Source organism: Campylobacter sp. CS_NA3, assembly GCF_027797495.1.
GTDB lineage: Bacteria > Campylobacterota > Campylobacteria > Campylobacterales > Campylobacteraceae > Campylobacter_B.
In genome coordinates this window covers 1,262,508-1,288,754 of the sequence record NZ_CP115609.1, presented here as the reverse complement: position 1 = coordinate 1,288,754, position 26,247 = coordinate 1,262,508, and the positions used below count along the sequence as shown (strand labels likewise).

General features: G+C 35.1%; 27 protein-coding genes. 14 read left to right on the top strand and 13 right to left on the bottom strand.

The window, feature by feature from the left end; translation table 11 throughout:
* Nucleotides 1–34 precede the first annotated feature (34 nt).
* The 3 genes from PF026_RS06425 to PF026_RS06415 form a co-directional block, all read right to left on the bottom strand.
* A complete protein-coding gene (locus PF026_RS06425; protein WP_270863675.1) occupies nucleotides 35–808 on the bottom strand; it encodes a transporter substrate-binding domain-containing protein in 774 nt (257 codons plus the stop codon).
* A gap of 116 nt (nucleotides 809–924) precedes the next feature.
* Nucleotides 925–1,701: a substrate-binding periplasmic protein gene (locus tag PF026_RS06420; protein ID WP_270863674.1), complete on the bottom strand. Its 777-nt coding sequence runs from the start codon at nucleotides 1,699–1,701 to the stop codon at nucleotides 925–927.
* A gap of 312 nt (nucleotides 1,702–2,013) precedes the next feature.
* A complete protein-coding gene (locus PF026_RS06415) occupies nucleotides 2,014–2,784 on the bottom strand; it encodes a substrate-binding periplasmic protein (RefSeq protein WP_270863673.1) in 771 nt (256 codons plus the stop codon).
* A gap of 150 nt (nucleotides 2,785–2,934) precedes the next feature.
* Here PF026_RS06415 and PF026_RS06410 point away from each other — a divergent pair, with 150 nt between their 5' ends.
* Entirely contained in the window at nucleotides 2,935–3,558 is a 624-nt protein-coding gene (locus PF026_RS06410) for a non-canonical purine NTP pyrophosphatase (RefSeq protein ID WP_270863672.1), read from the top strand.
* A gap of 180 nt (nucleotides 3,559–3,738) precedes the next feature.
* A complete protein-coding gene (locus PF026_RS06405; protein ID WP_270863671.1) occupies nucleotides 3,739–4,560 on the top strand; it encodes a transporter substrate-binding domain-containing protein in 822 nt (273 codons plus the stop codon).
* A 48-nt stretch (nucleotides 4,561–4,608) separates the two neighbouring features.
* On the opposite strand, the gene PF026_RS06400 is transcribed toward PF026_RS06405, so the two are convergent.
* The 8 genes from PF026_RS06400 to PF026_RS06365 form a co-directional block, all read right to left on the bottom strand.
* A complete protein-coding gene (locus PF026_RS06400) occupies nucleotides 4,609–4,866 on the bottom strand; it encodes a hypothetical protein (RefSeq protein WP_270863670.1) in 258 nt (85 codons plus the stop codon).
* Between the two features lie 165 nt (nucleotides 4,867–5,031).
* On the bottom strand, nucleotides 5,032–5,313 hold the full coding sequence (locus PF026_RS06395; protein ID WP_270863669.1) for a hypothetical protein: 282 nt from the start codon (nucleotides 5,311–5,313) through the stop codon (nucleotides 5,032–5,034).
* Nucleotides 5,314–5,447: 134 nt separating this feature from the next.
* A complete protein-coding gene (locus PF026_RS06390; RefSeq protein WP_270863668.1) occupies nucleotides 5,448–6,662 on the bottom strand; it encodes a saccharopine dehydrogenase family protein in 1,215 nt (404 codons plus the stop codon).
* A gap of 21 nt (nucleotides 6,663–6,683) precedes the next feature.
* A complete protein-coding gene (locus PF026_RS06385; RefSeq protein ID WP_270863667.1) occupies nucleotides 6,684–7,262 on the bottom strand; it encodes a hypothetical protein in 579 nt (192 codons plus the stop codon).
* Nucleotides 7,263–7,314: 52 nt separating this feature from the next.
* The gene (locus PF026_RS06380; RefSeq protein WP_270863666.1) at nucleotides 7,315–7,932 is read right to left on the bottom strand and encodes a LysE/ArgO family amino acid transporter; all 618 of its coding nucleotides are present in this window, start codon (nucleotides 7,930–7,932) and stop codon (nucleotides 7,315–7,317) included.
* 3 nt (nucleotides 7,933–7,935) lie between these two features.
* Nucleotides 7,936–8,406 (bottom strand): hypothetical protein, encoded by a 471-nt coding sequence (locus PF026_RS06375; protein WP_270863665.1) that lies wholly within the window; start codon nucleotides 8,404–8,406, stop codon nucleotides 7,936–7,938.
* Nucleotides 8,406–9,020 (bottom strand): hypothetical protein, encoded by a 615-nt coding sequence (locus PF026_RS06370; protein WP_270863664.1) that lies wholly within the window; start codon nucleotides 9,018–9,020, stop codon nucleotides 8,406–8,408. Before PF026_RS06370 ends, PF026_RS06375 begins: the two co-directional genes overlap by 1 nt.
* 152 nt (nucleotides 9,021–9,172) lie before the next feature.
* Nucleotides 9,173–10,219 carry an asparaginase gene (locus PF026_RS06365; RefSeq protein WP_270863663.1) on the bottom strand — a complete coding sequence of 349 codons (1,047 nt, stop codon included), beginning with the start codon at nucleotides 10,217–10,219 and terminating at the stop codon, nucleotides 9,173–9,175.
* Nucleotides 10,220–10,417: 198 nt separating this feature from the next.
* On the opposite strand from PF026_RS06365, the gene dcd reads away from it, so the two are divergent.
* From dcd to PF026_RS06330, 7 genes are all read left to right on the top strand, one after another.
* Entirely contained in the window at nucleotides 10,418–10,978 is a 561-nt protein-coding gene (gene dcd, locus PF026_RS06360; RefSeq protein ID WP_270860473.1) for a dCTP deaminase, read from the top strand.
* Nucleotides 10,979–11,031: 53 nt separating this feature from the next.
* Entirely contained in the window at nucleotides 11,032–13,122 is a 2,091-nt protein-coding gene (gene topA / locus PF026_RS06355; protein WP_270863662.1) for a type I DNA topoisomerase, read from the top strand.
* A 3-nt stretch (nucleotides 13,123–13,125) separates the two neighbouring features.
* Nucleotides 13,126–13,635 (top strand): YfcE family phosphodiesterase, encoded by a 510-nt coding sequence (locus tag PF026_RS06350; protein WP_270863661.1) that lies wholly within the window; start codon nucleotides 13,126–13,128, stop codon nucleotides 13,633–13,635.
* Nucleotides 13,632–14,777 (top strand): cation:proton antiporter, encoded by a 1,146-nt coding sequence (locus PF026_RS06345; RefSeq protein WP_270863660.1) that lies wholly within the window; start codon nucleotides 13,632–13,634, stop codon nucleotides 14,775–14,777. The genes PF026_RS06350 and PF026_RS06345 overlap by 4 nt, the downstream gene beginning before the upstream one ends.
* Nucleotides 14,778–14,859: 82 nt before the next feature.
* Nucleotides 14,860–16,140, top strand: a complete 1,281-nt coding sequence (locus tag PF026_RS06340; protein WP_270860477.1) for a citrate synthase — start codon at nucleotides 14,860–14,862, stop codon at nucleotides 16,138–16,140.
* 96 nt (nucleotides 16,141–16,236) lie between these two features.
* The gene (locus PF026_RS06335; RefSeq protein ID WP_270863659.1) at nucleotides 16,237–16,998 is read left to right on the top strand and encodes a 3'(2'),5'-bisphosphate nucleotidase CysQ family protein; all 762 of its coding nucleotides are present in this window, start codon (nucleotides 16,237–16,239) and stop codon (nucleotides 16,996–16,998) included.
* A gap of 67 nt (nucleotides 16,999–17,065) precedes the next feature.
* Nucleotides 17,066–17,461: a type II secretion system protein gene (locus PF026_RS06330; protein ID WP_270863658.1), complete on the top strand. Its 396-nt coding sequence runs from the start codon at nucleotides 17,066–17,068 to the stop codon at nucleotides 17,459–17,461.
* Nucleotides 17,462–17,482: 21 nt separating this feature from the next.
* On the opposite strand, the gene dsbI is transcribed toward PF026_RS06330, so the two are convergent.
* Both dsbI and PF026_RS06320 read right to left on the bottom strand, forming a co-directional pair.
* Nucleotides 17,483–18,115, bottom strand: coding sequence for a protein-disulfide oxidoreductase DsbI (gene dsbI / locus PF026_RS06325; RefSeq protein WP_270863657.1), 633 nt, complete (start codon nucleotides 18,113–18,115; stop codon nucleotides 17,483–17,485).
* A 1-nt stretch (nucleotide 18,116) separates the two neighbouring features.
* On the bottom strand, nucleotides 18,117–18,779 hold the full coding sequence (locus PF026_RS06320; protein ID WP_270863656.1) for a thioredoxin domain-containing protein: 663 nt from the start codon (nucleotides 18,777–18,779) through the stop codon (nucleotides 18,117–18,119).
* Between the two features lie 339 nt (nucleotides 18,780–19,118).
* Here PF026_RS06320 and PF026_RS06315 point away from each other — a divergent pair, with 339 nt between their 5' ends.
* From PF026_RS06315 to PF026_RS06295, 5 genes are all read left to right on the top strand, one after another.
* The gene (locus PF026_RS06315; RefSeq protein WP_270863655.1) at nucleotides 19,119–20,969 is read left to right on the top strand and encodes a biotin/lipoyl-containing protein; all 1,851 of its coding nucleotides are present in this window, start codon (nucleotides 19,119–19,121) and stop codon (nucleotides 20,967–20,969) included.
* Between the two features lie 194 nt (nucleotides 20,970–21,163).
* Nucleotides 21,164–22,738 (top strand): phosphoenolpyruvate carboxykinase (ATP), encoded by a 1,575-nt coding sequence (gene pckA / locus PF026_RS06310; protein ID WP_270863737.1) that lies wholly within the window; start codon nucleotides 21,164–21,166, stop codon nucleotides 22,736–22,738.
* Nucleotides 22,713–24,059, top strand: coding sequence for a CAP domain-containing protein (locus tag PF026_RS06305; protein WP_270863654.1), 1,347 nt, complete (start codon nucleotides 22,713–22,715; stop codon nucleotides 24,057–24,059). The genes pckA and PF026_RS06305 overlap by 26 nt, the downstream gene beginning before the upstream one ends.
* Nucleotides 24,056–25,444, top strand: coding sequence for an argininosuccinate lyase (gene argH / locus PF026_RS06300; protein ID WP_270863653.1), 1,389 nt, complete (start codon nucleotides 24,056–24,058; stop codon nucleotides 25,442–25,444). The genes PF026_RS06305 and argH overlap by 4 nt, the downstream gene beginning before the upstream one ends.
* Nucleotides 25,423–26,073 carry a uroporphyrinogen-III synthase gene (locus tag PF026_RS06295; protein WP_270863652.1) on the top strand — a complete coding sequence of 217 codons (651 nt, stop codon included), beginning with the start codon at nucleotides 25,423–25,425 and terminating at the stop codon, nucleotides 26,071–26,073. The genes argH and PF026_RS06295 overlap by 22 nt, the downstream gene beginning before the upstream one ends.
* Nucleotides 26,074–26,247: the final 174 nt, after the last annotated feature.

The window sequence follows — 26,247 nt, the reverse complement described above, 5'->3', positions numbered from 1 at the left end:
TTAATCGCCCGTAAATTTGGGCGATTTTTTAAATTTAAAGATTATATTTTTTTATTAAATTATCAATTGTTCCGTCGTTTTTAAGCTCCGAAATAGCCTTATTTATTCTACCTTTTAGTTCATTTTTTGAACCATCATTTGGAAATAAAATAGAAGTTTCAGCACTGCCTACATCTTCTTGATAAAAAATTTCTAATTTTTTATCAAAACCCATACTTTCATACGCAACAAGTTTATCTTTATCGGCTTGGCTCATGTGTTCGTAATCATTTGAAAGTATAGGCATACTTCTAGAATCAATTAAAAGAGCATCTGCTTTGCCGTCTTGCATAGCGGTAAATAAATTTATTAGCGCATTTCTATCTCGTCTGATAGGCTTTGCACCAAAAGCTTCTATCATCTCTTTTGCTACATCATCTCCGACATAGCCGACTTTTTTACCGACTAAATCATCGGTTGAATTTATGGGGCTTCCTGAAATTTTTAGAAAAATAAATCTTGGATTATAATACGAATCGCTATAATCGCAATCTTGTGTAAATTTATCGTGCGTAAAAGCAGAAATTGCTATATCGACGCTTTTTCCATTAACAGCACCGCAAGCGCTATCGTGAGCTGTTTCTACAAAAGTATAGTTAAAACCTGCTTTTTGGGCGATAGCTGCGATTAGTTCAATATCAAAACCGACTAGTTGATTGTTTGTATTTTTGTATTCAAATGGCGGATAAGTCGGGTCAATAGCGATTTTTAAATCTTCACCATACAAGAAATAAGTCAAAAACAAGAGCGAAAAAACTATCTTTTTCATATCTTATCCTTATATTGATTTTACAAGTTTAAATTATACCACTTTTTTAATGAATTTTTGCAATAAATTTTTAAATTTAAATTCAACGAATTTGCCGAATTTTTCGGCAAATTCAATTATTTCAAACCATATTTATTAAGTAGATTTTGTATAGTTCCGTCATTTCGCATTTGCACGATTGCGTCATTTATTTTATTTTTCAAAGCTTCTTGGCTACCGTCTTTTGGAAAAATGACGAAAGTTTCGGAATCATCAACAGGTTGTACATTATAAATTTCAAAGTTATTCAAACCGCCGCTGATTAAATCAAGCCTGTTTCTATCGGCATCTGATAAAGTTTCAAGCTTTCCATATAAAATAGGCGCATTGCAACTATCCAAGACTATACTATCTACTTTACCTTCGTGAAGCAAAAGTAATGTCAAAACAAGGGTTCCTGATTTTTTAGGAACAGCTTTTCCGCCATAAGCAGTAACAATATCTTTTAAGACGCTACTATCGGCATCATAAGCAACTTTTTTACCAGCTAAATTCTCAGGAGCATTTATGTCTTTTCGACTTTTATCTTTTACAAAAAGAAGTTCGCTTTCAAAGTATGAGACTCCATGATCACAAGCCGCTGTGGCTTCATCGTCTCCAAAAGCAGAAATTCCTATATCAACTTTTTTTGCATTTACGGCATCGCAAATGCCATCGTATTCCATTTTAACGATTTCGATTTGAAATCCTGCTCGTTTTGCAAGTTCGTTAGCAAGATCAACATCAAAGCCCTTGATATTTCCTGCTTGGTCTAAGTATTCAAATGGCGGATATTGATAATCCATACCTACTTTTATGGTATCGGCAAATAAAAAACTTCCACCAAACAGAAACAAAAATAAAACTTTTTTCATCTATCGTTTCTCGCTTTCTTTTTGGAATTGTTTTTATATTATAGCATTTGTTTTGAAAAAATTAGACGATTTTAGTCAAAATTCACAAAAATCTCTAAATTTAGCCAATTTATAAGAAATTTCAGATGAAAAAATATAGAAATTAAATTCATAAAAAAGAAATGAGAAGAAAATAAAAAGATAAAATAGCTCTTTTTATGAATTTAAAATAAAATTTAGCTAAATTTGTTACTTTTATGCGACAGGTATAACAAAAAATTTTAAATTTGAGAGAATTTGCCGAAAATTCGGCAAATTCGTAGATGAAATTTTCTAATTAATTTTATATTTTTCAAGTAGTTTTTTTATAAAACCATCTTGTCTCATCGACAAAATGGCGCCATTTATTTTCTTTTTTAGCTCTTCGTGTCGTCCGTCTTTTGGGAAGATAGCAAAAGTTTCGCTATCGTATCCGTGTTGTTTATCAAAAACAGCAAAACTTTCAAGCCCACCACTAATAAATTCTAACTTATCTATATCATTTTGTGTTAAAAATTCTGTGTCGCCATGCACAACAGGCATATTTAAATCATACACCATAACGCTATCAACCTGTCCTTCGCTTAAAGAAAGCAGACTTGGTATGATAGTTCCTGCTCTTTTTGGAATCGGTCTTGCCCCTAAATCAATTATAAAATCCTTCATTGCACTACTATCTCTATCGTAAGCAACCTTTTTATCCTTTAAATCAGCCGCATTTTTAATATCATCTCTATTTTTATTTTTGATAAAAACATACGAAGATTCAAAATAAGAAAGCCCATGGTCGCAATCTTTCGTGGCATCATCTGTGGCAAAAGCTGAAATTCCTATATCGACACTACCTGAATTTATGGCTGCACAAGCGTCATTGTAAGGGACATAGACTATTTGAAATTCTAGTCCTGTTCTCTTTGAGATCTCTGTTGCAAGATCAACATCAAATCCTATAATGTTGCCGTCTTTTTGATATTCAAATGGTGGAAATTCGTTATCCATGGCGACTTTTATAGGATCGGCATATAAAAAACTTCCAAGAGCAAGAAAAAATAAAAGTTTTTTCATTTTAATTACCTTTCGTTTTTGAGATAAAATTAAGTTATAATTCTACCAAATTTTATTTAAAATATTTTGTAAATTTGTTACTATCGTATATGTTTAACTAAAAATCACTAAATTTGGGTAAAATTATGCGAAATTTTTTAAAGGAAAAGCATGAAAATTTTACTTGCAACGGGAAATCACGGAAAAGTCAAAGAGATAAAAGAGTTTTACAATGAATTTGAAATTTATGCGTTAAATGAAGTTTTAGAGCCTTTTGAGATTGTTGAAGACGGAAAAACTTTTAAGGAAAATGCTTTGATAAAGGCAAGGGCAGTTTTTGAAAAACTAAAAGAGAAAAATTTGCAAGATGAATTTGTTGTGCTAAGCGATGATAGCGGTATCAGCGTAGAAGCTATTGATTGGCGACCGGGGATTTTTTCGGCTCGTTATAGTGGCGAAAACGCCACTGACGCTAGCAACCGCGCAAAGGTAATTAGCGAACTAAATTCGCTAAATTTGAGCCAAAGTCCTGCATTTTACACTGCCTGTATCGCCGTTGCGAGTAAATTCGGCGAATTTAGCGCACACGGATTTATGCACGGAAAAGTGATAAACGAAGAAAGGGGAGATCACGGCTTTGGGTATGATTTTATGTTTATTCCCGAGGGCTTTTCACAAACCATCGGCGAGTTGCCGCTTGAAATAAAGCTAAAAATTTCGCACCGAACAAAGGGCTTAACAATAGCTAAACATATATTGGATATCCTAAGTAGAATAATTTCACAAAAAATATGAAAAATTTGAAAAAAATTTTATTAATAAAAAGTTAATTATATTTTTTATAGTATTTTAAGTGCCTAAAATTCGGTTGCTGTCTTGTATTTAAAAAATCGTTTTTTTTTTTTTTTGTTTTTTCTGCTATAATTTCGCCACTAAATGCAACAATGTTATAGATTTTAGTTTAAGGAGACGGCTATGAAAAAGTTACTTATTTCATTGTTTGTTTTATCGTCATTTGTTTTTTCTGCGTCGTTGCAAGAAATTCAAGAATCTAAAAGAGTTAAAATCGGCATAAGGGCAAAACTTCCGCCATTTTCAAACCAAGATGAAAACGGAATAAGCGATGGTTTTGAGGTTTCCTTAGCCAAAGAAATCGCCAAAAAACTTGTTGGCGAAGATGGTGAAATCGAGTTTATTGTTTTAAATGCAAAAGATAGAATTCCTATGTTAGAAAGCGGTGAAATCGACATTGCCGTGGCAAATTTCACCAAAACACCTGAACGGGCGAAAAAAGTTGATTTTTCTACGCCGTATTTATCGAACACACAAGCAGTTATCACTCGCAAAATAGATAAAATCGAAAATATAAAAGATTTAAGCGGTAAGCGAATGCTAGTAACCAAAGCTACTACAAGTGATGATTGGCTACAAATAAATGCCCAAAAATACGGACTTGAAGTCGTGTATTGTAATAGTGTTAAAGAGTGTGGTCAGGCATTAGCTGATGATGAAGGCGATGGCTATATACATACAAATATCCTTAATGCTGCTGTTCCGCTTAATAATGACGACCTTGAAATGGGCGTTAAAAGCATAGGCGGGTTGGATTATGTTTGTGCAGGAGTTGTTAAGGGAAATACTGATTTGCTTAAAGTCATAAATGATACAATCATCGAGCTAAGTGCGACAAATTTTTTCAAAGATGTTTATGATGATACTTTTGAAGCGTTTTATAAAGGAACAGTCGATAGAAAGCACTTATTGCTTGACGATTTATATAAGGCATTGTTGTACTGATACAAAAAGGGCTTTATGCTTTTGCATATAAGCCCTAAAATTTATCGATTATTCTACAACTTCGTAGTTTGGTTTTTGAGCCATGCACTCTTTATATTTTTTTACAATTTTTGCATTTTGTTCGCCTTTTTTAGCAACAATACTGTAAAAATCTAGTATTGCTTGTTCGCAATATGTGTTACTAATATCGATACTGCTTAAATCTTCTGTCACCATGTGGAGCAACGCAATTTTGTCGTTTGAAGTTATAGCATTTAATGAATTTGTCAAAAATAATGCGGTTAAAAGTAAAACTACTTTTCTCATTGATTATCCTTTTTTGAAAAAATTTAACGGAAATTTTCTTTAACAATTTTGGAATAATATCAGAAGTTAAATAAAAATTAAATAAAAGTAAATGGAAATATAAATTTTATTAAATATTAGCAAATTCGTAAATTAGAATTTTTCGCTATGTTTTAAGTGGAAATGTCACACTCCCATATATGCAGCCCACATCGCAAAATAGCAGGAAAAATATATAAAAATACCAAAGAGAAATAAAATTCCGCAAACGGCGATGATAAATTTATATTTTAATGTCTGTTTGCCTAATTTGCGAGATTTTTTAAATTTAATCACGCCAAAAACAAAGCCAATCCAAAAAATCACAAAAAATAGAACTAAAAAAATTTCAAAATAGGGATTATAAGCAAAAATTAAGCCTTGCAAATATACAAGAAATTTAGTCCAAAGTGTCGATTCGTAGGGCAAATTTAGTCCTTTTTTAAATTTAAAATTCGCCAAATTCGACTTTAAATTTGCCGAATTTGGCGAATTTTGTCTATAAATTTAGTGAAATTTAGCGATTTTGCAGTGCGTAAATTTAGCAAATTTCACTCATAAATTTACTCCACAACTCTACTTTCGTTTGGATCCATTTCGATGATTTCCCATGGTAAGCCTTGGCGATTTAGCTCGTCCATAAATGGCTTGGCATCAAATTCTTCCATATTAAATACGCCTTTTCCGCTCCATTTGCCAGTTGCTATCATCATCGAGCCTATCATAGCTGGCACGCCTGTGGTGTAGCTAACAGCCTGTGCGCCAGTCTCTGCGTAGCACTCTTCGTGGTCGCAGACATTGTAAATATAAACTTTGCGTGGATTTCCGTCTTTGACGCCTTTTATCACGCAGCCGATATTTGTTTTGCCTTTTGTGCGTGGTCCTAAACTTGCAGGATCTGGCAAAAGTGTTTTTAGGAATTGAATTGGCACGATTTTCATACCGTTGTGTTTCACTTCATCGATTCGAAGCATACCGACATTTTCTAGGCAACGCATGTGCATAAGATAGCTTTGCCCAAAGGTCATAAAAAAGCGAATTCGCTTTAAGCCTTTGATATTTTTAACAAGGCTTTCCATTTCTTCGTGATAAAGCAAATAGCTATCTTTTACGCCGACACGAGGATAGTCCCATTTCATCATTATTTCAAGCGGTTTTGTGGTGATCCACGAGCCATCTTCCCAGTATCTGCCATTAGCTGAAACTTCACGCAAATTAATTTCTGGGTTAAAATTTGTCGCAAACGCGTATCCATGGTCGCCTGCGTTGCAATCAAGTATATCAATCTCATTTATTTCATCGAATAAATTTTGCTGTGCATAGGCGCAAAATACATTTGTAACGCCCGGATCAAATCCGCTTCCAAGAAGTGCGGGAATTCCTGCGTTTTTAAAATCATCATTTTTTGCCCATTGAAGTTTGTATTCAAAGTGCGCTGTGTCTGGGTGCTCGTAGTTTGCGGTATCGATATATGGGATTCCTGCTTTTAAACAAGCGTCCATTAGTGTGAGATCCTGATACGGCAAAGCCACATTTAAAAGCAAATCTGCTTCAATTTCTTTGGCAAATTTTGCCACGGCTTCGGTGTCATCAGCATCGATTTTAGCCGTTGCGATTTCTACGCCAAGGCGTTCTTTTATAAATTTAGCGATTTCATCGCATTTGCTTTTGGTTCTACTTGCAAGAGTTATTTTGGTAAAAACCCCAGAATTCATCGCACATTTCACGGTTGCTACGCGGCTTACTCCACCTGCTCCGATAATCAAAATATGGCTCATTTTGTTTTCCTTTTATCAAATTTAAATTGCGAATTTATATCGATTTCCAAAATTTTCATCGATTTTATCATATATTTTTTTGTTTGCGTAGTAAATTTTCTCTCCGTTTTCAAGGTCAAATTCTTGATAAGCTCTGATTATTACCCATTTTCTACCGATTTCAGCGACTTTAAGATGAATTGTGCTTTTTTTGCCGGTTGTCATCACCATAGCATATAGCTGTCTGTAAAACGGAATTTGCTCTTGCATTTTTTTTGCATCTTCTAGTAGCTCTTTGTATTTCATGGCTAACATGGTTTGCCCTTGTTCTAGGTGTTTTCTATATTTTGTGTTATATTTTTCTATCTCTTTTGAAAGGTCTAAATTTAGATGATTTTCAAAAAAAGTTAGCATTTCGTTACGAAATTTACCCCTTGCATAGGCGTAGGCTTCTTGTATGTTGTTTTGAATTTCGCAATCATAAACATTGCATGTATCGCTACCTATGTAAATATTAATTCCTGATGTCAAAACCCCGTCTTTATATTCATCTTCGAGCATTTTTTTTATTTTTTTGACAACGGTATCGATTTTAGTACCGTTTTTGACAGATAATCGCATTTTTTATCCTTTTTAAATTTAAAATTAAAATCTTTATTTTATCTAAATTTATTTAAATTTTTAATATAAATCTTATCAACAAAAAAGCTATATAAAACATAAAAATACCGACTACAAAATCAATAATTCGCCAAGCTTTTGCGTTCATAAAAAGTTTTGAAAGTTTCATGGCGCCGTATCCGAGAGAAAAAAACCAAATAAAAGATGCAAGAACACTTCCTAACCAAAAATAAATTCGCTCTTGCAAATTTAGCGTGGTTCCTATTCCGCCTACGATAACAACGGTATCTAAATAAACATGCGGATTTAAAAGCGTAACGGCAAGGGTTTTGAGCGCTGTTTTTGAGAGTTTTTGCGGGACGGCATTTTTGATTTTAGCGAAATTTGAGCCACGAAATGACGAAATAAAAGCGTTTAAGCCAAAAGCGAGTAAAAATAAAATGCCACACACGCCAAGCCAAAATGATAAATTTTCATTTTTTGCAAAAACTCCGCCGATACCAAAAATCCCACACGCCATTAAAATCGCATCACAAATAAAGCAGATAAAACAAACAACAAAAATATGATTTTTCATAAGTCCTTGTTGTAAAACAAAAACATTTTGTGCGCCGATGGCGACGATTAGGGAAAAGCTTAAAATCGCTCCGTTTAAAAAAGAGACAAACATAGGCTAAATTTGTTCGCTCTTTTCTTTAAATTCGATGAATTTATTTCTTAAAATTCCGCAAATTTCATAAAATGATTTTTCGTAAATGTTTGGCAAAGTAGCTTCATCTTCACTATAAAATCTAACGAAATTAAATCTATCTTCGCACGAAAAATTTTTTTTGAATTTGAAATTTAAAACCTGCACATTTTTTGTCGTGTGAAATGTTCTTATGCCTATATCTTCAATGTCCTTAAAATTGAATTTCATCTGTTTTTTAGAGTGTTCAATCATAAATCCGTCATCATAAATTTCCATATAATTTTTACTAAGCAGTTTTGCTATGCAAAATCCTATACAAGCAACCCCCACGATGAGTGCAAAAATATAAGCCCCGCCTTCGTTGTTTAGCGTTCCAAGTGTTCCTGCGACTATGAGAATAATCGCTCCAATTAGCGTGTAAAGTGCAGATTTTTTGTTTTCTTTAATTATCATTATTGCCTACTTAAAAATTGTGAAATTTGTTGATAAACTTTGTAATTAAACGAATCGGTTACTCGTGCGATACCGCCAGCGTCAGGTTCGCTTTGATAGTTTAAATTTGTTGCGTAATCTTTAAATTCTTTGCCGTTTTTAACCCTAATCAAAAGGCTTAATTGCCCGTCATAAATATAGCTTGTAACGCCGTAATAATCGTCGTCCCAGCCCCAGCCAAACGGAAATCCCATACCCATGCCAAGCCCAAAGTGGCGTGAAAATCTACCCATACCAAATCCAAAACCAAATGTCGGGCGAAATCTATCATCTCTATAAGCAATGCGTCTAAAATAGTTTAAATTTCCTTCGATTAAAATATTTGCTTTGTCTTTTGAAACTACGCTATATCCGTCTTGTATGAGATATTCTTCGATCGCAGTGGTTAAATTTGAATCAAAATTACTAGTGTTTGTAAATGCGACATTTACGAGCTTTTTATCTGGTAAATTTGTGATAAAAATCGGATCGCTAGATTTTATAATGCCTGAATTTCGCGCAACACCGCTACTAGCACAACCTGTTAGGAAAAAAGTCATAAGAACTGCCAAAAATAAAACTCTAAATTTATTCATCGCAAATCCTTTCATCAAATTTAGCGATGATTTTACCAAATTTTATAAAATAAATTCAAAATTCGTGTAAATTTGCAATAAATTTAATCCTTAATTCGTTCGATATGTGGAATTGCTAGGCTCGTTTCAATCGAGATTAAATTCATAGAAATTTAATGCGTCGCAAAATACTCTTTGATTTTATTTTTATCATCTGTTTTACTTAAAGCCGTCATCAGCAAAACTCTCGCTTTTTGCGGATTTAAATTATCCCCGCTTAAAAATCCGAGTTTTTCATCATCTACTTCGCCACCGACACTAGTCGAGCCGCTTCCTGTGCGAGATGAGCGAACTACGATAACGCCACTTTTTGCAGCATTTTCAAGTGCTTCTGCGACACTTGGATATGGATTTCCGTTTCCCATACCAGCTAAAATAATACCTTTTGCACCTTTTTCTACGGCTAAATTTACAAAATCTGCCGTATCGTTTGTGTGAGCATAAACAATATCAACTCGTGGAAATTCTTTTATATCTTTTATGTTAAATTCGCTATCTACCGTGTGTTTGCGTGTGCTTTGCATATAATAATTTACAATGCCAAAATTTACACTTCCGATTTTACCCGAATTTGGCGAAGCAAAAGTAGCAACCGAAGTTGTATTTGTTTTGCTTACTTCTCTTGCGGCGTGAATTTCATCGTTTAAGACAACCAACGCACCTTTTCCCCAGCTTTTTGGATTTATCGCGACATTTACGGCGTTAAAAATGTTTAATGCCCCGTCGCTTCCGATAGAATTCGCAGGTCTCATGGCTCCCACAAAAACGATAGGTTTTTTGCTTTTTACTACCAAATTTAAAAAATACGCACTTTCTTCCATAGTATCGGTTCCATGCGTGATAACCACGCCATCAACATCGTTTTTAACCAAAAGTTCATTTACTCTATTTGCGAGTTTTAGCCAGACTTCGTTATTCATCTCTTGTGAGCCGATATTTGAAATTTGCTCACCTTTTATAGTTGCGAGTTCTTTTATTTCAGGAACAGAAGCTATAAGCTGATCTACGGTGGCCGTGCCTGATGTGTAGTCTCCGCTAAGTGTGCTTTCGCTGCTACCTGCAATCGTCCCGCCGGTAGCTAATATATAAATAGTAGGTTTTGCAACAAGCGTTGAAGCAGCTAGAAATGTAGTTAATGCGACTTTGTTTAAGAAATTCATAGCTTATCCTTTGTAAATTTAAAAATTTAAGCGAATTTTACCATAAATAAAAACTAGTTTTGTAAATTTGCGAAGCAAATTTTCTCATAAAATCAAATTTATAAAAAAGTTTTCAACTTTTTGAATTTGCTTTTACGAAAATTTGCATTTTAAAAATTTATTGCTATAATTTCGCCAAAAAAATTTTAAGGATTTTAAATGGGTTTAAAAAGCGACAAGTGGATACGAAAAATGAGCGTAGAAAACGAGATGATAACGCCGTTTTGCGAAGAAAATGTTGGCAAAGGCGTGGTAAGTTACGGCGTTTCTAGCTACGGATATGATATAAGAGTAGGAAATGAGTTTAAAATCTTTACAAATATCGGCGGAACGGTTGTCGATCCAAAGAATTTTGATGAAAAAAATGTGGTTGATTTTGTAGGCGATGTCTGCATTGTCCCGCCAAATTCGTTCGCACTTGCTAGAACTGTGGAGTATTTTAAAATGCCCCGCGATGTTTTAGCCATTTGTCTTGGCAAAAGCACTTATGCAAGGTGCGGAATAATCGTAAATGTAACGCCGTTTGAGCCGGGATTTGAAGGTCATATTACGATTGAGATTTCAAACACAACACCGCTTCCTGCCAAAATTTACGCAAATGAAGGCATTGCGCAAGTTTTATTTTTGCAAGGCGATGAGCCGTGCGAAGTAAGTTATAGCGACAAAAAAGGCAAATACCAAAGTCAAACAGGCATTACTTTGCCACGAATTTTGAAATAAATAAATTTTTGGTAGAATACAAGAATTTAAAGAGTTAAATTTAAGGTAAAAATATGAAAAATTTAATAATTGTAGAATCTCCTGCAAAAGCTAAAACGATTAAAAAATTTTTAGGCGATGAGTATGAAGTAATCGCTTCAAAAGGGCATATTAGGGATTTGCCGACAAAGAAATTTGGTATAAAAATCGATGAAAATCATTTTGAACCACAATATGAAATCAGTAGCGACCACGCCGCGGTTGTAAAAGAGATAAAAAATCTTGCCAAACAAAGCGATCAAATTTACCTTGCAACGGACGAAGATAGAGAAGGAGAAGCAATAGCCTATCATATCGCCGTTTCTATCGGCAAAAAACCAGAATCCTTGCCACGCATTGTTTTCCATGAAATCACAAAAACCGCAATCCAAAACGCCTTAAATTCGCCACGCAAACTAAATATCGATAGCGTAAATGCCCAACAAGCAAGGCGTTTGCTAGATAGAATTGTTGGTTATAAATTAAGTCCGCTTTTAAATTTAAAAATCCAAAAAGGGTTAAGTGCAGGGCGTGTGCAAAGTGCAGCTCTAAAAATCGTAGTAGATAAAGAGCGCGAAATAAAGGCTTTTAAGCCCGTTGAATATTATAGTATCGATGCGATTTTTAAGAAAAAACTTGAAGCCGAGCTTGTTAAGTTTGACGGCGTTAAAATGGAAAAACTAAGCGTAAATTCTGCTAAATTTGCTGATGAAATAGTTAAAAGTGTTAAAATAGAGAAATTTAGCGTTAGTTCGATTGAGAGCAAAGAGCGAAAAACAAATCCTTATGCGCCGTTTATGACTTCAACCTTGCAACAAAGTGCTAGTTCAAGTCTTGGTTTTAGCCCTAAAAAAACGATGAGTTTGGCTCAAAGCCTTTATGAGGGCGTAAATACGAAATCAGGCGGTGCGATAACCTATATGAGAACTGATTCGCTAAATATCGCAAAAGAAGCCATCGCTATGGCAAGAGATTTCATAAAGAGCGAATTTGGCGATAATTACCTGCCAAAAAGCCCAAATTTTTATACAACTTCAAGCAAAGGCGCACAAGAAGCACACGAAGCTATAAGGCCTACTGATTTGAAATTTACGCCAGAGCTTGCGGCGGCGACTTTGCCAAAAGATGAAGCAAGACTTTATACGCTTATTTACAACCGATTTGTGGCTTCGCAAATGACGCCAAGCGTGTCGCAAATTCAAACCATAAATATTAAAGGGCAAAAAAGCGAATTTAGGCTAAGCGGTAGAAAGGTAAGTTTTGACGGATTTTACCGAATTTACGGTGATTTGGATAAAGATAGAATTTTGCCAAGCCTAAATATCGGCGATGAAATGAGCTTAGAAAAAATTTCTAGCGAACAACACTTCACAGAACCACCTGCAAGGTATTCAGAAGCTAGTTTGGTTAAAAAGCTAGAAAGTTTGGGTATTGGAAGACCATCGACCTATGCGCCGACGATTTCTTTACTAAGTGCTAGAAAATATGTCGAAATCGAGAAAAAGCAGCTAGTGCCAACCGAGATTGCATTTAAAATTACGGAAATGTTGGAGAAAAATTTTGAAAATATAGTTGATAGCGAATTTACTTCAAAAATGGAAGAAAAACTTGACGATATAGCCGAAAATAAGGCAGATTGGCAAGAAATTTTATCTGATTTTTACTATCCTTTTATAGAAAAAATAAGCGAAGGAAAAACAAATATCGCTAGTCAAAAAGTAGCTATCAGTATCGGCGAAGCATGTCCTGAGTGTGGCGGAGATCTGCTAAAACGAAGTGGGAGATATGGCGAATTTATCGCTTGTTCGAATTTTCCAAAATGCAAATATTCAAGGAATTTAAAAAGCGAAAATGGCGATGAAAATTCGCAAAATGCGACCAAAAAAGTCGCCAAAGAAATCGGCGTGAAATGCCCTGAGTGCTGTGGCGAGATCGTGGAGAGATTTTCAAGGCGGGGCAAATTTTACGGCTGTAAAAGTTACCCAAAATGCAAATTTGTAAGCAACTACGAACCGACAAATTTAAAATGCCCTGAGTGCAAAAAATCGCATTTAGTAAAAAAAGAGCTAAAAAGCGGAACTTTTTTCGAGTGTCCGGCTTGTAAATTTAAAGAAAAACAAGATTAAAATATGCTAAAAATCGGCGTTATCTCGGATTCTCATCATCGCTCTGACATCGCAAAAAGTGCGATTGATTATCTAAAAGAAAAGGGCGTGGATTTGCTGCTGCATGCAGGGGACATCGTAGAAATTTCTACGCTAAAAGATATGCGAGATAGCGGAATTCCGTATAAAGCCGTTTTGGGAAATAATGATTCTTTTTTAAAAAGTTGCGAAAGTGAATTTGAAATTTATCCTGAGCCTTATGATTTTGAATTTAAAGATTTAAAAATTCGCCTTATGCACCACCCGTTTTATTTTGAAAATTCGGCAAATTTAACCATTTACGGGCATACGCATTTTTTCGCTAGTGTTTTAAACGGCGTAAATTTAACGCTAAATTCGGGTGAAATTTGCGCTAGAAAAAAACCAAAACACGAATTTGCATACATCGAATTTGAGAATAGCAAATTTAGAGTTTTTAAGGTTGAAAAGGACTTTGGCGAGAAATTTTGGAACCAAAGGGAAATTATTTTATGAGTGAAATTTCCATTTTATTTAGCGTTGCTTTGATTATTTTTCTCTCTCCTTATGTCGCAAAAGTGATAAAAATTCCCATTTCTCCGACTGAAATTTTGCTTGGTATGATTTTTGGTTTTTTTGGCTTTTTGCCGCAAAATGAGCTATTTAAATCAGTTTCAGAGATTGGATTTTACTATATGATGTTTTTGGCAGGAACTGAGGTTGATTTAAAAATTTTCCTAAATATAAAACGAGAAATTCTAAAAAAAGTACTTTTATTTTTGGCAATTTTATATTTTTTAACTATTTTATTGGTTTTTGGCTTTAATTTGGAGCAAATTTTTGCCATTGTAATCCCTACGATGAGTATCGGTTTGCTTTCTACGCTTTACAAAGATTACGGCAAAAACGAAATTTGGCTAAATCGAGCAATGCTAATAGGCATTATCGGCGAAGTTATCAGCATAGGCGTCATCACCATCGGCGCAATTTACCTAAAAAATGGCTTTGGAAGCGATTTGTTTTTGCATATTTTTGCACTTTGTGCGTTTTTGCTTATGGCGACTTTTGTTTTCAAAGGGTTAGAAACGCTATTTTGGTGGTATCCGAATTTAAAAACAATCATTATGCCAAAATATGACAAAAATGAAAAAGATATTCGTTTTGCGGCGGCGATTTTGTTTTTTGTAGCAGGAATTATGCTAATGTTAGACCTTGAAATCGTCATCGGTGCATTTATCGCAGGAACCTTCATACCGACATTTTTCGAACATAAAAAAGATTTGCCACAAAAATTATCGGGTTTTGGTTTTGGATTTTTGGTGCCGATATTTTTTATCTACACAGGCTCTGCTGTGGATTTGCGTTCGGTTTTGCTTCCGGGAGTTTTACCAAATATCGTTATAATCGTTGTTTCAATGTTCGCATTTAGATTGATTGCTTCAAGCGTTTTTCTAAAAGAATTTAAATTAAAAAATACGATTTTAACTTCTTTAAGTCTTTCTATGCCGCTAACTTTGGTTATAGCAACAGCTACGATCGGAAAAACACTTGAAATTATAAACAATGAAATTTATTATGCTTTGGTTTTATCAAGTATTTTTGAAGCCGTTTTTTCGATGGTTTTAATCAAATTTGTATTTAATTTAAAAAAATCTTAAATTTTTATTTCTGATTTTAAGCCCCTTCGAATTTTAATAATATTTTCGCTACAATTTCAGAAAAAATTTGAAAGGATATGATATGGCAGAAAATTCCGTAACTCTAACCGATAATCGTAATGGTAAGTCATATAATTTCCCGATATTAGACGGAAATTTAGGACCTAGTGTTGTAGATATTTCTACATTTTATAAAGATACAGGAATGTTTACTTTCGATCGTGGTTATACTTCTACTGCGATGTGCCGAAGCCAAATAACTTATATCGACGGCGAAAAAGGCGAACTTTTGCACAGAGGATATGATATAGCGTGGCTTGCCGAAAATAAAATTTTCTTAGATGTAGTTTATCTGCTTTTAAATAAAAGACTTCCGAATTCAGACGAGCTAAAAGAATTCAAAACCGAGTTAAAAACTCGCTGTTTTATCAATGAAAATATCTTAAAACTTTTTGACGCATTTCCTGATCGTGCCCACCCTATGGCAGTTTTACAGGCTTGTGTGGCAACGCTTAGCACATATTATTCACGAGATATGAATTTTGATGATCCAGTTGAGTATATGGAACTTGCAAAAAGATTAGTTGCAAAAATGCCTACACTTGCAGCATTTTATTATCGCCACTCACGCGGTTATCCGCAAATTTACCCAGATCTTGATCGCGGATTTACAGAGAATTTCCTTTATATGATGAGATCGTTTCCGCACTCTCGTTTTGAATTAAGACCAATCGAAGTTAAAGCTTTTGATACCGTGCTTATGCTTCACTGCGACCACGAGCAAAATGCTTCAACCACGACGGTTAGGACTGTCGGATCAACACATTCGCACCCGTATTCTTGCATTAGTGCAGGTATCGGCGCACTTTGGGGACATGCGCATGGCGGTGCTAATGAAAGCGTAATTCGCCAACTAGAAATGATAGGAAGTGTCGATAATGTCGATAAATATATCGCAAAAGCAAAAGATAAAAACGATCCGTTTAGACTAATGGGCTTTGGACACAGAGTTTATAAAAACTACGATCCTCGCGCAAAAGTACTTAAAAAAATGAGAAATCAACTAATCGATGAAATCGGCATTGATTCAAATTTAATTAAAATTGCAAATAGAATTGAAGAAATCGTGCTAAATGACGATTATTTCGTTTCGCGCAACCTTTACCCAAATGTTGATTTTAACTCAGGTCTTATTTTAAAGGCGCTAAAAATCCCGACAGAGATGTTTGCGGTAATTTTCGTAATGGGAAGATGTCCGGGCTGGATTTCTCAATGGATGGAACTAAAAGAACAAGATACTATAAAAATCGTTCGCCCAAGACAACTTTATGTCGGCCCAAAAGATATAACTCCGAAAAACTAAATGTTTTGTCGAATTTGCAAATTTGCGAATTCGACAAATTCTTTCAAAATTTATAAATCAAATTTATTGTAAAATCTGAATTCAAAAGGATTTAAAGTGCAAGAATTATTAAATTTAGCAATAAGTGCAGCAAGAGAAGCAGGTAAGGAAATTTTAAAGCATTATGAGAAATTTGAAATTTATGAAAAAGAAGACAAATCTCCGCTTACGACGGCGGATTTAGCCGCAAATGAGATAATTTTAAAAATTTTAGGCAAAAGCAGGATTCCGATTTGCTCCGAAGAGAGTATTTTAAGTGCCGATGAACGGAAAAATGCCGAAATGTTTTGGCTTGTTGATCCGCTTGACGGGACAAAAGAATTTATTGCGCAAAACGGCGAATTTTGCGTTTGTATCGCTTTGATAAAAGCCGGGCGACCGATTTTGAGTGCGATTTATATCCCCGTAAGCGACGAGCTTTTTTATAGCAAAGGCGAAGGCATAGTCTATAAAAACGGCGAAATTTTGCCTAAATGCGACAGGACACCAAATTTGTTTTTACTTGGAAGACACGGAAATTCGGCAAAAAGAACAGAATTGGCTAACAAATTTGGTTATGAATTAAAAAGAATTGGTTCGGCGATTAAATTTTGTAGAATTTGCGAAAACAAAGCAGGTGCGTATTCTAGGCTTGGTCCGTCTTCGCTTTGGGACATCGCTGCGGGGGATTTTTTGGTAGTGCAAAGTGGCGGTATGATAATCGATCTAAAAACGCGTGAGCTACCAAGATACGACAGCGAGAACCTGATAAATAATCCTTATTTAGTCTTAGATAGAAACAATGTCAAATTTTTGGATGAAATGCTTAGAAATTTATAAAATTTAACATTTTTAAAAAAAAAGTTGTATAATATGTAAGCAAAATTTTTTAACAAAGGTTAAAAACATGAAAGCTTTTACAATGATTGAACTCATTTTCGTGATCGTTATTTTGGGCATTTTGGCGGCAGTTGCCATGCCTAGACTTCTAGCAACAAGAGATGATGCTGAGGTTTCAAAAGCAGCATCCAATATAAGACTTGCAGTTCAGGATATTGGTGGTTATTATGTTTCGCAAGGAAAATTTAATTCAAATATTTCCTCTATGACAAATGTTTCAAATCCTATAAAAGTAAAAGGTGAAACTTGCGCCGAATTTGTATATAGAGATATTAATGAAACTATTCTTAATATATATTTAAATAATGATTTATGTAATAGGGTTTGGCAAATTGGAAGTTTAAAAAATTTGGCAAATATGTCATTTACAGATGGTATAATTTTTGTAGAAACAACAAATTAATGCGGGATTTTCCCGCATTTATTAAAATTTATTTCTCATTAAAATTCCAAAAAGAATTGTTAGTGCAAATAAAATTGCTATTACAAAAAATAGTATAAATGAGCATTCGGCAAGATTCATAAATCTCATTTGTGGGACTAAATACCAGCCGTTTTCATAGAGGTTGACTAAAACTTCTTGCGTGGCATCAAGTTTTGTGCCATTTGGAACAACGGGCATATCATAACCACAATCCCCCAATGGTTTGAAAATCGCAGGAAAAATCTCATGCAAAGGCAAATTTAGTATAAATTTTGGTTCAGCCGAACAGCCCTGAATTCCAAACATATCTCCGCCGTGAAGTGCTTTGTGGATGGCATTTAAATGAAGTGCAGAGCTAATTCCTAAAATCACACCATAGATTCCAAAAACAAATCCTAAAATTTTTAAAAATATATTTTTTGGATTAATGGCTGCAAAAATCGCACCAAGAGCTATCACACAAAGTGCAAAACGCACATAAACGCATTGCTCGCACGGCAACATAAAAAGATATTTTTGGAAAAAATAGTGCGAAAAAAACACACAAAAGCCCGAAATTATCGCCAAATAAATCCAAAAATCCCGTCCATTTTGCCAATTTCCGATTTTAATTAGTATCGCTTTTAGGCTCATTTTAATCCTTTAAACTTAGTTCTTTAACAAGCTTATCCATATCTTCAAAACTACGCAGAGAGCTTGTTTTTATAAGATATTTTCCGTTTATCACAAAGGCAGGAACGCCTAAAATTTTTGCGATTTCATAGGCTTTTCCGTTTTTATCCAGACCCCAAGAATTTAGAATTTCGCTAACGGTGGTGCTGTTATTTTCAAATTTAAAATTTGATATTTGCGAATTTGCCAAAGCGGTTTGCAAAAAAGCATTTTTTCCGTTTTCATCAGCCACACCGCCCCAACGCTCTTTTTTCTCGTGATATGCCGCGAAAATCGCCTTTTTGGCTCTATTAAATTCGGAAATCTCATCAAATAAATCAACGCTTTTATTATTGTCATAAGCTATCAAATTTGCAAAAATTTCGCTCCCTAAAACCCCAAATTCGCCCCTAGTTGCTAAATGATAAGGGATAAATTTCAAATTTGTATTTTCGCACATTATTTTTTTGATAACTTCATCAAATTTATAACAAAACGGACAATCGTAACTAAAAATCTCAATCAGCGAATTTTCGGCATTTTCAATCGGATTTTCAAGCACGATATAGCGTTCATCTTGCTCGCAAAATGCAAAAGAAAAAAGGCAAAAAACCGCACAAATAACTTTTAAAAAACTCTTTTTCACAATCAATCCTTCGATTAAATTTCCGTATTTTACAATAAATTCATAAACGATAAAAATAAATTGTTACAACTTGTTACAAATTTAAAAAGTTATTTTTAGACAAATTTTGTATAAATTTAGCAAATTTAGCATTTAAATTTATAAATTTATATCGTTAAAATTTATCCAATATAGCGACTTTTTGCTAAATTTATAAAGTGATATTTTTAAAAATTAATATCAATTTTTGTAAAAAATCGCAAATAAATTTTTGCTGAAAATTAAATTTTTTAAGCCAAAAATAATTTTGAAACATTAAAATTTTAAGATTGTTAAAAAATTTCAAAAAAGGTGCTTGTAATGGCGAAAAAATTTATCGATGTCATGGATACGACTTTCCGTGACGGGTTTCAGTCTGTTTTTGGTGCAAGAGTGCTTATGCAGGATTTCCTGCCCGCGGTGGCTGCCGCAAAAGAAGCAGGGATTAATCACTTCGAATTTGGCGGCGGGGCTAGGTTTCAAAGTTTATATTTTTATCTAAATGAAGACGCTTTTGATATGATGGATAAATTTAGAGAAATCGTCGGCGAAAGCGCAAATTTGCAAACTTTATCAAGGGGCGTAAATACCGTTACTCTTGATACAGGAAGTCGCGAAATCGTCGATCTTCACGCAAAACTTTTCAAAAAACACGGCACGACTACCATTAGAAACTTCGATGCGCTAAATGATGTTGAAAATTTGCGTTATAGTGGCGAGAGAATCAAGGCTCACGGTGCAAAACATGAAATCGTAATTACTATGATGGATCTTCCTCCAAAATGCGAAGGCGCCCACGATACGGCATTTTATGAAAAAACTTTGCGTCAAATTTTAGATAGCGGAATTCCTTTTGATAGCCTTTGTTTTAAAGACGCAAGCGGCACAAGTAGCCCTGAAAAAGTATATCAAACCATAAAAATGGCTAGAAGATTGCTTGGCGAAGATATGCACATAAGACTTCACACACACGAAACAGCCGGCGTTAGCGTGGCTTGTTATTTAGCAGCACTTGAAGCAGGGGTTAGCGGAATCGACCTTGCAGCTCACCCTGTAAGTGGCGGAACGAGCCAACCTGATATTTTAACTATGCTTCATGCAGTAAAAGGCAAAAACTACGATCTTGGCGGACTTGATATTGAAAAAGTTTTAATTTATGAAGAGACATTAAATGATTGCTTGAAAGATTATTTTATGCCACCGGAAGCTACGCAAGTAAGCCCGTTGATACCATTTTCGCCTATGCCAGGTGGTGCGCTAACGGCAAATACGCAAATGATGAGAGATAATAATATTTTGGATAAATTTAACGCCGTTATCAAGGCTATGCGTGTGGTAGTTGAAAAAGGCGGATACGGCACGAGTGTAACACCTGTAAGTCAATTTTACTTCCAACAAGCATTTAATAATGTAATGTTTGGCGACTGGAAAAAAATCGCAGACGGATATGGCAAAATGGTGCTAGGATATTTTGGTAAAACTCCTGTTGCGCCAGATCCTGAGATTGTAAAAATGGCTAGTGAGCAACTAAAACTAGAACCGACAACGCAAAATGCGATTGATATAGCCGATAAAGATGAGAAAAAATCTATCGCCTATGCAAAAGCCGAGCTTGAAAAAGAAGGTATTGAAGCAAATGAAGAAAATATTTTCATCGCTCTTGCTTGTAAAGAAAAAGGAATTGCTTTCTTAAAAGGCGAAGGCAAGGTTATGGTTCGCAAAAACTCAGATATGCCAAAAACAGCTAATACGCCTAAAAAAGGCACTAGAAAATATAGCGTTTTGGTAAATGGAAATAAATACGAAGTCGCGCTAAACGGCGATGAAGTAAGCGTAAATGGTAACAAATATGAAGTGGCTGTTGGCGTAGGTGAAAATAATTATCCGCAAATCAAAAAAGTAGAAGCACCAAAAGCACAAGCCCAAAGCGAAGCACCAAAAGCCGTTTCTAGCGGTAACGGAAATGAAATCGAAGCAACCTTGCCAAGCAATGTTTTTAAAATCGTCGTAAAAGAGGGCGAACATGTAAAAGCAGGGCAAACCGTGGTAATACTAGAAGCCATGAAAATGGAAATCAACATAGAAAGCCCACGAGACGGCGTGATAGCTGAAATTTTAGTCAAACAAGGCGAAACCGTAGATAGCGGACAGGTTTTGGCAAGATTGCAGTAAATTTTTTAAATTTGGGGAAATATCTTAATTTCTCCAAATTTTCACTTTTCTGCATCGTAAATTTAATAACAATTCTTATCTATAAAGTTAAAACAAGCATTTTTTAGCTATAATTAGGGCTGAATTTTTTGAATTTTGTCTGAATTTTTTTGACAAAATTCAATCTCTTAGCAAATTTAAAGGAAATTACGATGATTAACGACTTGGACAAGTTAGGCTTGGAAGGCGTGAAGGAAGTTTATTATAACCTAAGTTATGACGAACTTTTTGAGCATGAGGTGCGAAATGAAGAGGGCAAGGTTAGCTCAAACGGAACCTTTATGGTTGATACCGGCATTTTTACCGGACGAAGCCCAAAAGATAAATATTTCGTCAAACAAGACCCTAGCCAAAAATACATAGCTTGGGGAAAAATCAATCAACCTATCACAAAAGAACTTTTTGAAAAACTTCTAAAAAAAGCAAAAACACAACTTTCAAATAAAAATATCTATATTCAAGACGCATTTTGTGGATCTAGCTTAGAGAGCCGAAAAAGCGTTCGTTTTGTAACAGAAGTAGCGTGGCAAGCGCACTTTGTAAAAAATATGTTTATCCGCCCAAGCTCTGATGAGTTATCAAATTTTCACCCTGATTTCGTCGTTTATAACGCTTGTAAATGTGAAAATGAAAATTATGAAAAAGACGGATTGAACTCAGAAGTTTTTGTTATTTTTAATGTCGAAGAAAATGTCGCTGTAATCGGCGGAACATGGTATGGCGGAGAGATGAAAAAAGGAATTTTTTCTATGATGAATTATTGGCTTCCGCTTCAAGGTAAAATGTCAATGCACTGCTCAGCAAATGTCGGCAAGGACGGCGACACTGCACTATTTTTTGGGCTTTCAGGAACCGGAAAAACAACACTTTCGACAGATCCAAACAGAGCATTAATCGGCGATGACGAGCATGGCTGGGACGATGAAGGCGTGTTTAATTTTGAAGGTGGTTGCTACGCAAAATGTATAAATTTAGACCCTGCTAGTGAGCCTGAAATTTACGCTGCTATCAAAAGAAACGCACTTTTAGAAAATGTCGTTTATGACGAACACGGGGTTGTAAATTATGCTGATTCATATAAAACCGAAAACACACGCGTTAGCTATCCGATAGAACACATTGAAAATCATCAAAAAAGCCTAAAAGCAGGACACCCAAAAAATATCATTTTCCTAAGCGCTGACGCTTTTGGCGTTTTACCGCCTGTTGCGAAGCTTACAAAAGAACAAGCGATGTATTATTTCCTAAGCGGATACACTGCCAAAGTCGCAGGAACTGAACGCGGTATTACCGAGCCTGTGGCGACTTTTAGTGCTTGTTTTGGTGAGCCGTTTATGCCGCTTCACCCGACAGTTTATGCAAAACTTTTAGGCGAAAAAATCGACAAACACGGCGTAAATGTATATCTAGTAAATACAGGTTGGAGCGGCGGAGCTTATGGCGTTGGCAAACGCATGAGCATAAAGGCAACTCGTGCTTGTATAAATGCTATCCTTGACGGAAGTATCACAAAATGCGAATTTGAAAATTTTGAAAAATTTAATCTAGCCGTTCCAAAAGAGTTAGCTGGTGTTGAGACAAAACTTCTAAATCCAGCCAACACTTGGGAAAATGCTGATGAATACGCAAAAACTCGTGAAAAACTTGCGAAAATGTTTGTAGAAAATTTCAAACGCTACGAAGATGTCAAAGAAGGAATAGAATTTGCAAAAGCGGGTCCGAAAGCTTAGATTTTTTTTGCTTTTGGGCATCGCTTTTTTGCTTATTTCTTGCGAAAAAGCCCCAGATAATCTTAAAAAACCGCTTGAATCAAAAAGCGGTTTTTTAGTTTATGATGAACCGCTTAATTATCTAAATAATCTTCGCATAAAATCAGGACTTAATCAGCTAAAACAAAATCAAATTTTAGATCTTGCCGCGCTTAATCACGCAAAATATGTTGTTGCAAATTCGGTTATGTCGCACGATGAAATTCAAGGAAAAACTGGTTTTACAGGCGAAAATCCGAGTAAAAGAGCTGAGTTTGTAGGGTATAATTCAAGCGTTAGAGAAAATATATCTTTTAATGCTGATGATTTGCAAAGTGCGATTGACGGGCTTATGAGTGCGATTTATCATCGCTTTGCATTTTTGGATTTTGAAATCGATGAGGTCGGCATTGCCTACTTTAAAAACGAAAAAGACGCCAGTTACGCCTTTGAAATGGGAAATTCATCGCTTGAACGATTTTGTAGCGCAAACAAAAACGACGAAGGCAACGGCAGATTTATACTTGGCATGTGCAAGGATAAAACGCTAAAAATGAAATCCGATAAATTTGAAATGGCAAATAGATTAAATTCCACGCCGTTTGTTTATTTTCCAAATTCGGAACCCCAACAAGCCTTTTTTAGCAATGAAATTCCAGATCCTATTCCGGAGTGTAAAATCACGGCAAATCCGATAAGTATCGAATTTAATAAATTCGCCAAGCCCGTTAAAATGCAAAGTTTTAAAATTTACAAAAACGGCGTAGAAATCACAGATACAAAAATTTTGGATAAAAAAAGCGATCCAAACGGCATTTTAAACGACCGCCAGTTTGTGCTTTTTAGTAAAAGCATTTTTGAATTCGACACAGAATACGAAGCCAAATTTAGCTACACGCAAGATGGCGAAAATAAAACTCATGCGTGGAAATTTAAAACTTCCACACCAAAAAACAACTATTTTGTAGCCAAAGATGGCGATAATTTGGGCGTTATGCCCGATATTTATTATGATATTTTTATCGCACCAAAAGATTGCAATGACCTGTTAAGTTCATATAAAGCAAGTTCTTCATTTATGAATAAACCTGAAATTTCAAATCCACACGCAAATACTTTGCGAGTTAAACTAAGTGGCGCAAAAGGTTCGAAACTAAAAATTACGACAAATGATGGCAAAGTTATCAATGTGTTTTTAAAAGAAAAATCAAAAAATTACAAGCAAGATCCGTTCATCTACGCTGTGGGCGGTATAATTTTGGCTATAATTATATTTTATTTTTTAGCAAGGAAACGACGATGAAAAAAATGTGGGAAGGCAGATTTAGCGAAGCTAGTAGCGAACTTTTAGAAAAATTTAACGCTTCGATTGAATTTGATAAAAATTTATATTTTGAGGATATTACAGGCTCGATTGCCCATGCTACGATGCTTGGCGAGTGCGGGATTATAACAAAAAATGAGAGCAAAAAAATCATAAAAGGTTTAGAGCAAATTTTAAAAGAGTTTGAAAACGGCAAATTCGAGATAAAAATTAGCGATGAAGATATTCACATGGCGGTTGAAAAGCGCCTTGGCGAGATAATCGGAGCAGAACTGGGTGGCAAACTTCACACAGCACGAAGTAGAAATGATCAGGTTGCAACCGATTTTAGGCGATTTGTGCTTCGTTCGAATTTGGAAATTTCAAAACTTTTGCTAAATTTAATCACATCTTTTAATGAAATCGCAAAAGCAAATTTAAATACGCTAATGCCCGGTTACACGCACTTACAACACGCTCAACCGGTAAGTCTAGCACAACATTTAATGGCGTATGCGTTTATGTTTAAAAGGGATTTTGATCGCCTTATTTCAAGTTATGAGCGAAATAATTTCTCTCCTTTGGGAAGCGCGGCACTTGCAGGAACGCCACATAATATAAATCGCAACCAAACTGCCGAGCTTATGGGCTTTAAAGCGCCTTTGTCAAATTCTATGGACGGCGTTAGCGATAGAGATTTTGCTTTGGAGATTTTATTTAATATAAGCGTTATTTTTACGCACACTTCAAGGCTTTGCGAAGAGCTTATTTTGTGGAGTTCGCAAGAATTTGGATTTATAAGTATCAGCGATAAATTTAGCACAGGTTCAAGCATAATGCCACAAAAGAAAAACCCGGATGTCGCAGAGCTAATTAGAGGCAAAACGGGCAGAGTTTATGGAAATTTAATGGCACTGCTAACCACGATGAAAGCCCTACCTTTGGCGTATAACAAGGATATGCAAGAAGACAAAGAAGGCGTTTTTGATAGTGTAGAACAAGCTAAAAATTCGCTTATTATTTTAAATGAAATGTTAAAAACAACCAAATTTAACGAAGAAAATATGCTAAAAGCAACCAAAACAGGGCATTTAAGTGCGACTGATTTGGCTGATTTTTTGGTGCGAGAAAGAAATGTGCCATTTAGACAGGCTCATTTTATCACAGGAAAATGCGTGGCAAGGGCTGAAAAGCTTGGCATTGATTTAAGCGAAATTAGCCTAAAAGAGCTTAGAAAAATTTACGCAGACTTCGATGAGAGCGCCATAGAAGTGCTAAATTTAGCCAACTCAAAAGAAGCTAGAACTTCGCTTGGCGGAACGGCAAATGCAAGTGTGAAAACACAAATCAAAGAGATAGAGAAATGGCTAAAAAGCAAAGCCTAATCTATCTTATCTCAAATACGCCTTGTAGCGATGAGCGCATAGCACATTTGCAAGTTTGCGAAATCAAATTTTTTGAATTTGCAAACTTGGGCGAATTTGATAGTATTATCATAACTTCCAAAAATGCGATAAAAGCTTTGGAATTTAACCAAATTAGCTTAAATTTAAACACACAAATTTACGCTATCGGCGAAGCTTCTCATAAAGAAGCTAAAAAATTTGGATTTAAAAATATATATTTAGCCAAAAACTCGCACGGAAGCGAATTTGCGCGTGAAATTTTGCCGTTTTTAAAAGGAAAAATTTTGTATTTAAAAGCCAAAGAAACCGTTTCAAATTTGGATAAATTTTTGCTTCAAAACGGCGTAAATTTAAGCGTTATTGCAGCCTATGAAAATGTAGAATTAAATTTGCCAAATTCAGCTAAACCACCAAAAAACTCGGTTTTAATCTTTACTTCACCAAAAAATGTCAAATCTTTTGTGCGAAATTTCGGTTGGGACGAAAGCTACAAGGCAGTTAGTATCGGAAATACAACGGCACAAATTTTAAAAGATTTTTGCGAACCTAAAATTTGCGAAATTCAGTCGATAAATTCGGCAATAAATCTTGCTTTACTAATAGTTTAAGTATTTTTTTAATATAATTATCTAACGCCTGAGTGATGCGACAGCGTTTTTATGAGGGTCCAACATAATTGTGATAGCGACGATGTGAAAAAGTCCGTGTGACGCGGCTCGGTTTGAGGCTCTAAGCTTACGGGTTGCGACCTAGAAGACCTTTCCTACTCGCAAGATTTGGCT

Bases quoted from the DNA above. Each gene is read 5' to 3' on its own strand.
- dsbI (WP_270863657.1), bottom strand. From the start codon at position 18,115: ATGAGCCTAAAAGCGATACTAATTAAAATCGGAAATTGGCAAAATGGA.
- PF026_RS06365 (WP_270863663.1), bottom strand. From the start codon at position 10,219: ATGAATTTCTTAAACAAAGTCGCATTAACTACATTTCTAGCTGCTTCA.
- PF026_RS06400 (WP_270863670.1), bottom strand. From the start codon at position 4,866: ATGAGAAAAGTAGTTTTACTTTTAACCGCATTATTTTTGACAAATTCA.
- PF026_RS06410 (WP_270863672.1), top strand. From the start codon at position 2,935: ATGAAAATTTTACTTGCAACGGGAAATCACGGAAAAGTCAAAGAGATA.
- PF026_RS06390 (WP_270863668.1), bottom strand. From the start codon at position 6,662: ATGAGCCATATTTTGATTATCGGAGCAGGTGGAGTAAGCCGCGTAGCA.
- PF026_RS06340 (WP_270860477.1), top strand. From the start codon at position 14,860: ATGGCAGAAAATTCCGTAACTCTAACCGATAATCGTAATGGTAAGTCA.
- PF026_RS06295 (WP_270863652.1), top strand. From the start codon at position 25,423: ATGGCTAAAAAGCAAAGCCTAATCTATCTTATCTCAAATACGCCTTGT.
- PF026_RS06420 (WP_270863674.1), bottom strand. From the start codon at position 1,701: ATGAAAAAAGTTTTATTTTTGTTTCTGTTTGGTGGAAGTTTTTTATTT.
- PF026_RS06415 (WP_270863673.1), bottom strand. From the start codon at position 2,784: ATGAAAAAACTTTTATTTTTTCTTGCTCTTGGAAGTTTTTTATATGCC.
- PF026_RS06425 (WP_270863675.1), bottom strand. From the start codon at position 808: ATGAAAAAGATAGTTTTTTCGCTCTTGTTTTTGACTTATTTCTTGTAT.
- PF026_RS06330 (WP_270863658.1), top strand. From the start codon at position 17,066: ATGAAAGCTTTTACAATGATTGAACTCATTTTCGTGATCGTTATTTTG.
- PF026_RS06380 (WP_270863666.1), bottom strand. From the start codon at position 7,932: ATGTTTGTCTCTTTTTTAAACGGAGCGATTTTAAGCTTTTCCCTAATC.
- PF026_RS06385 (WP_270863667.1), bottom strand. From the start codon at position 7,262: ATGCGATTATCTGTCAAAAACGGTACTAAAATCGATACCGTTGTCAAA.
- PF026_RS06370 (WP_270863664.1), bottom strand. From the start codon at position 9,020: ATGAATAAATTTAGAGTTTTATTTTTGGCAGTTCTTATGACTTTTTTC.
- PF026_RS06350 (WP_270863661.1), top strand. From the start codon at position 13,126: ATGCTAAAAATCGGCGTTATCTCGGATTCTCATCATCGCTCTGACATC.
- topA (WP_270863662.1), top strand. From the start codon at position 11,032: ATGAAAAATTTAATAATTGTAGAATCTCCTGCAAAAGCTAAAACGATT.
- PF026_RS06375 (WP_270863665.1), bottom strand. From the start codon at position 8,406: ATGATAATTAAAGAAAACAAAAAATCTGCACTTTACACGCTAATTGGA.
- PF026_RS06345 (WP_270863660.1), top strand. From the start codon at position 13,632: ATGAGTGAAATTTCCATTTTATTTAGCGTTGCTTTGATTATTTTTCTC.
- PF026_RS06315 (WP_270863655.1), top strand. From the start codon at position 19,119: ATGGCGAAAAAATTTATCGATGTCATGGATACGACTTTCCGTGACGGG.
- PF026_RS06405 (WP_270863671.1), top strand. From the start codon at position 3,739: ATGAAAAAGTTACTTATTTCATTGTTTGTTTTATCGTCATTTGTTTTT.
- dcd (WP_270860473.1), top strand. From the start codon at position 10,418: ATGGGTTTAAAAAGCGACAAGTGGATACGAAAAATGAGCGTAGAAAAC.
- argH (WP_270863653.1), top strand. From the start codon at position 24,056: ATGAAAAAAATGTGGGAAGGCAGATTTAGCGAAGCTAGTAGCGAACTT.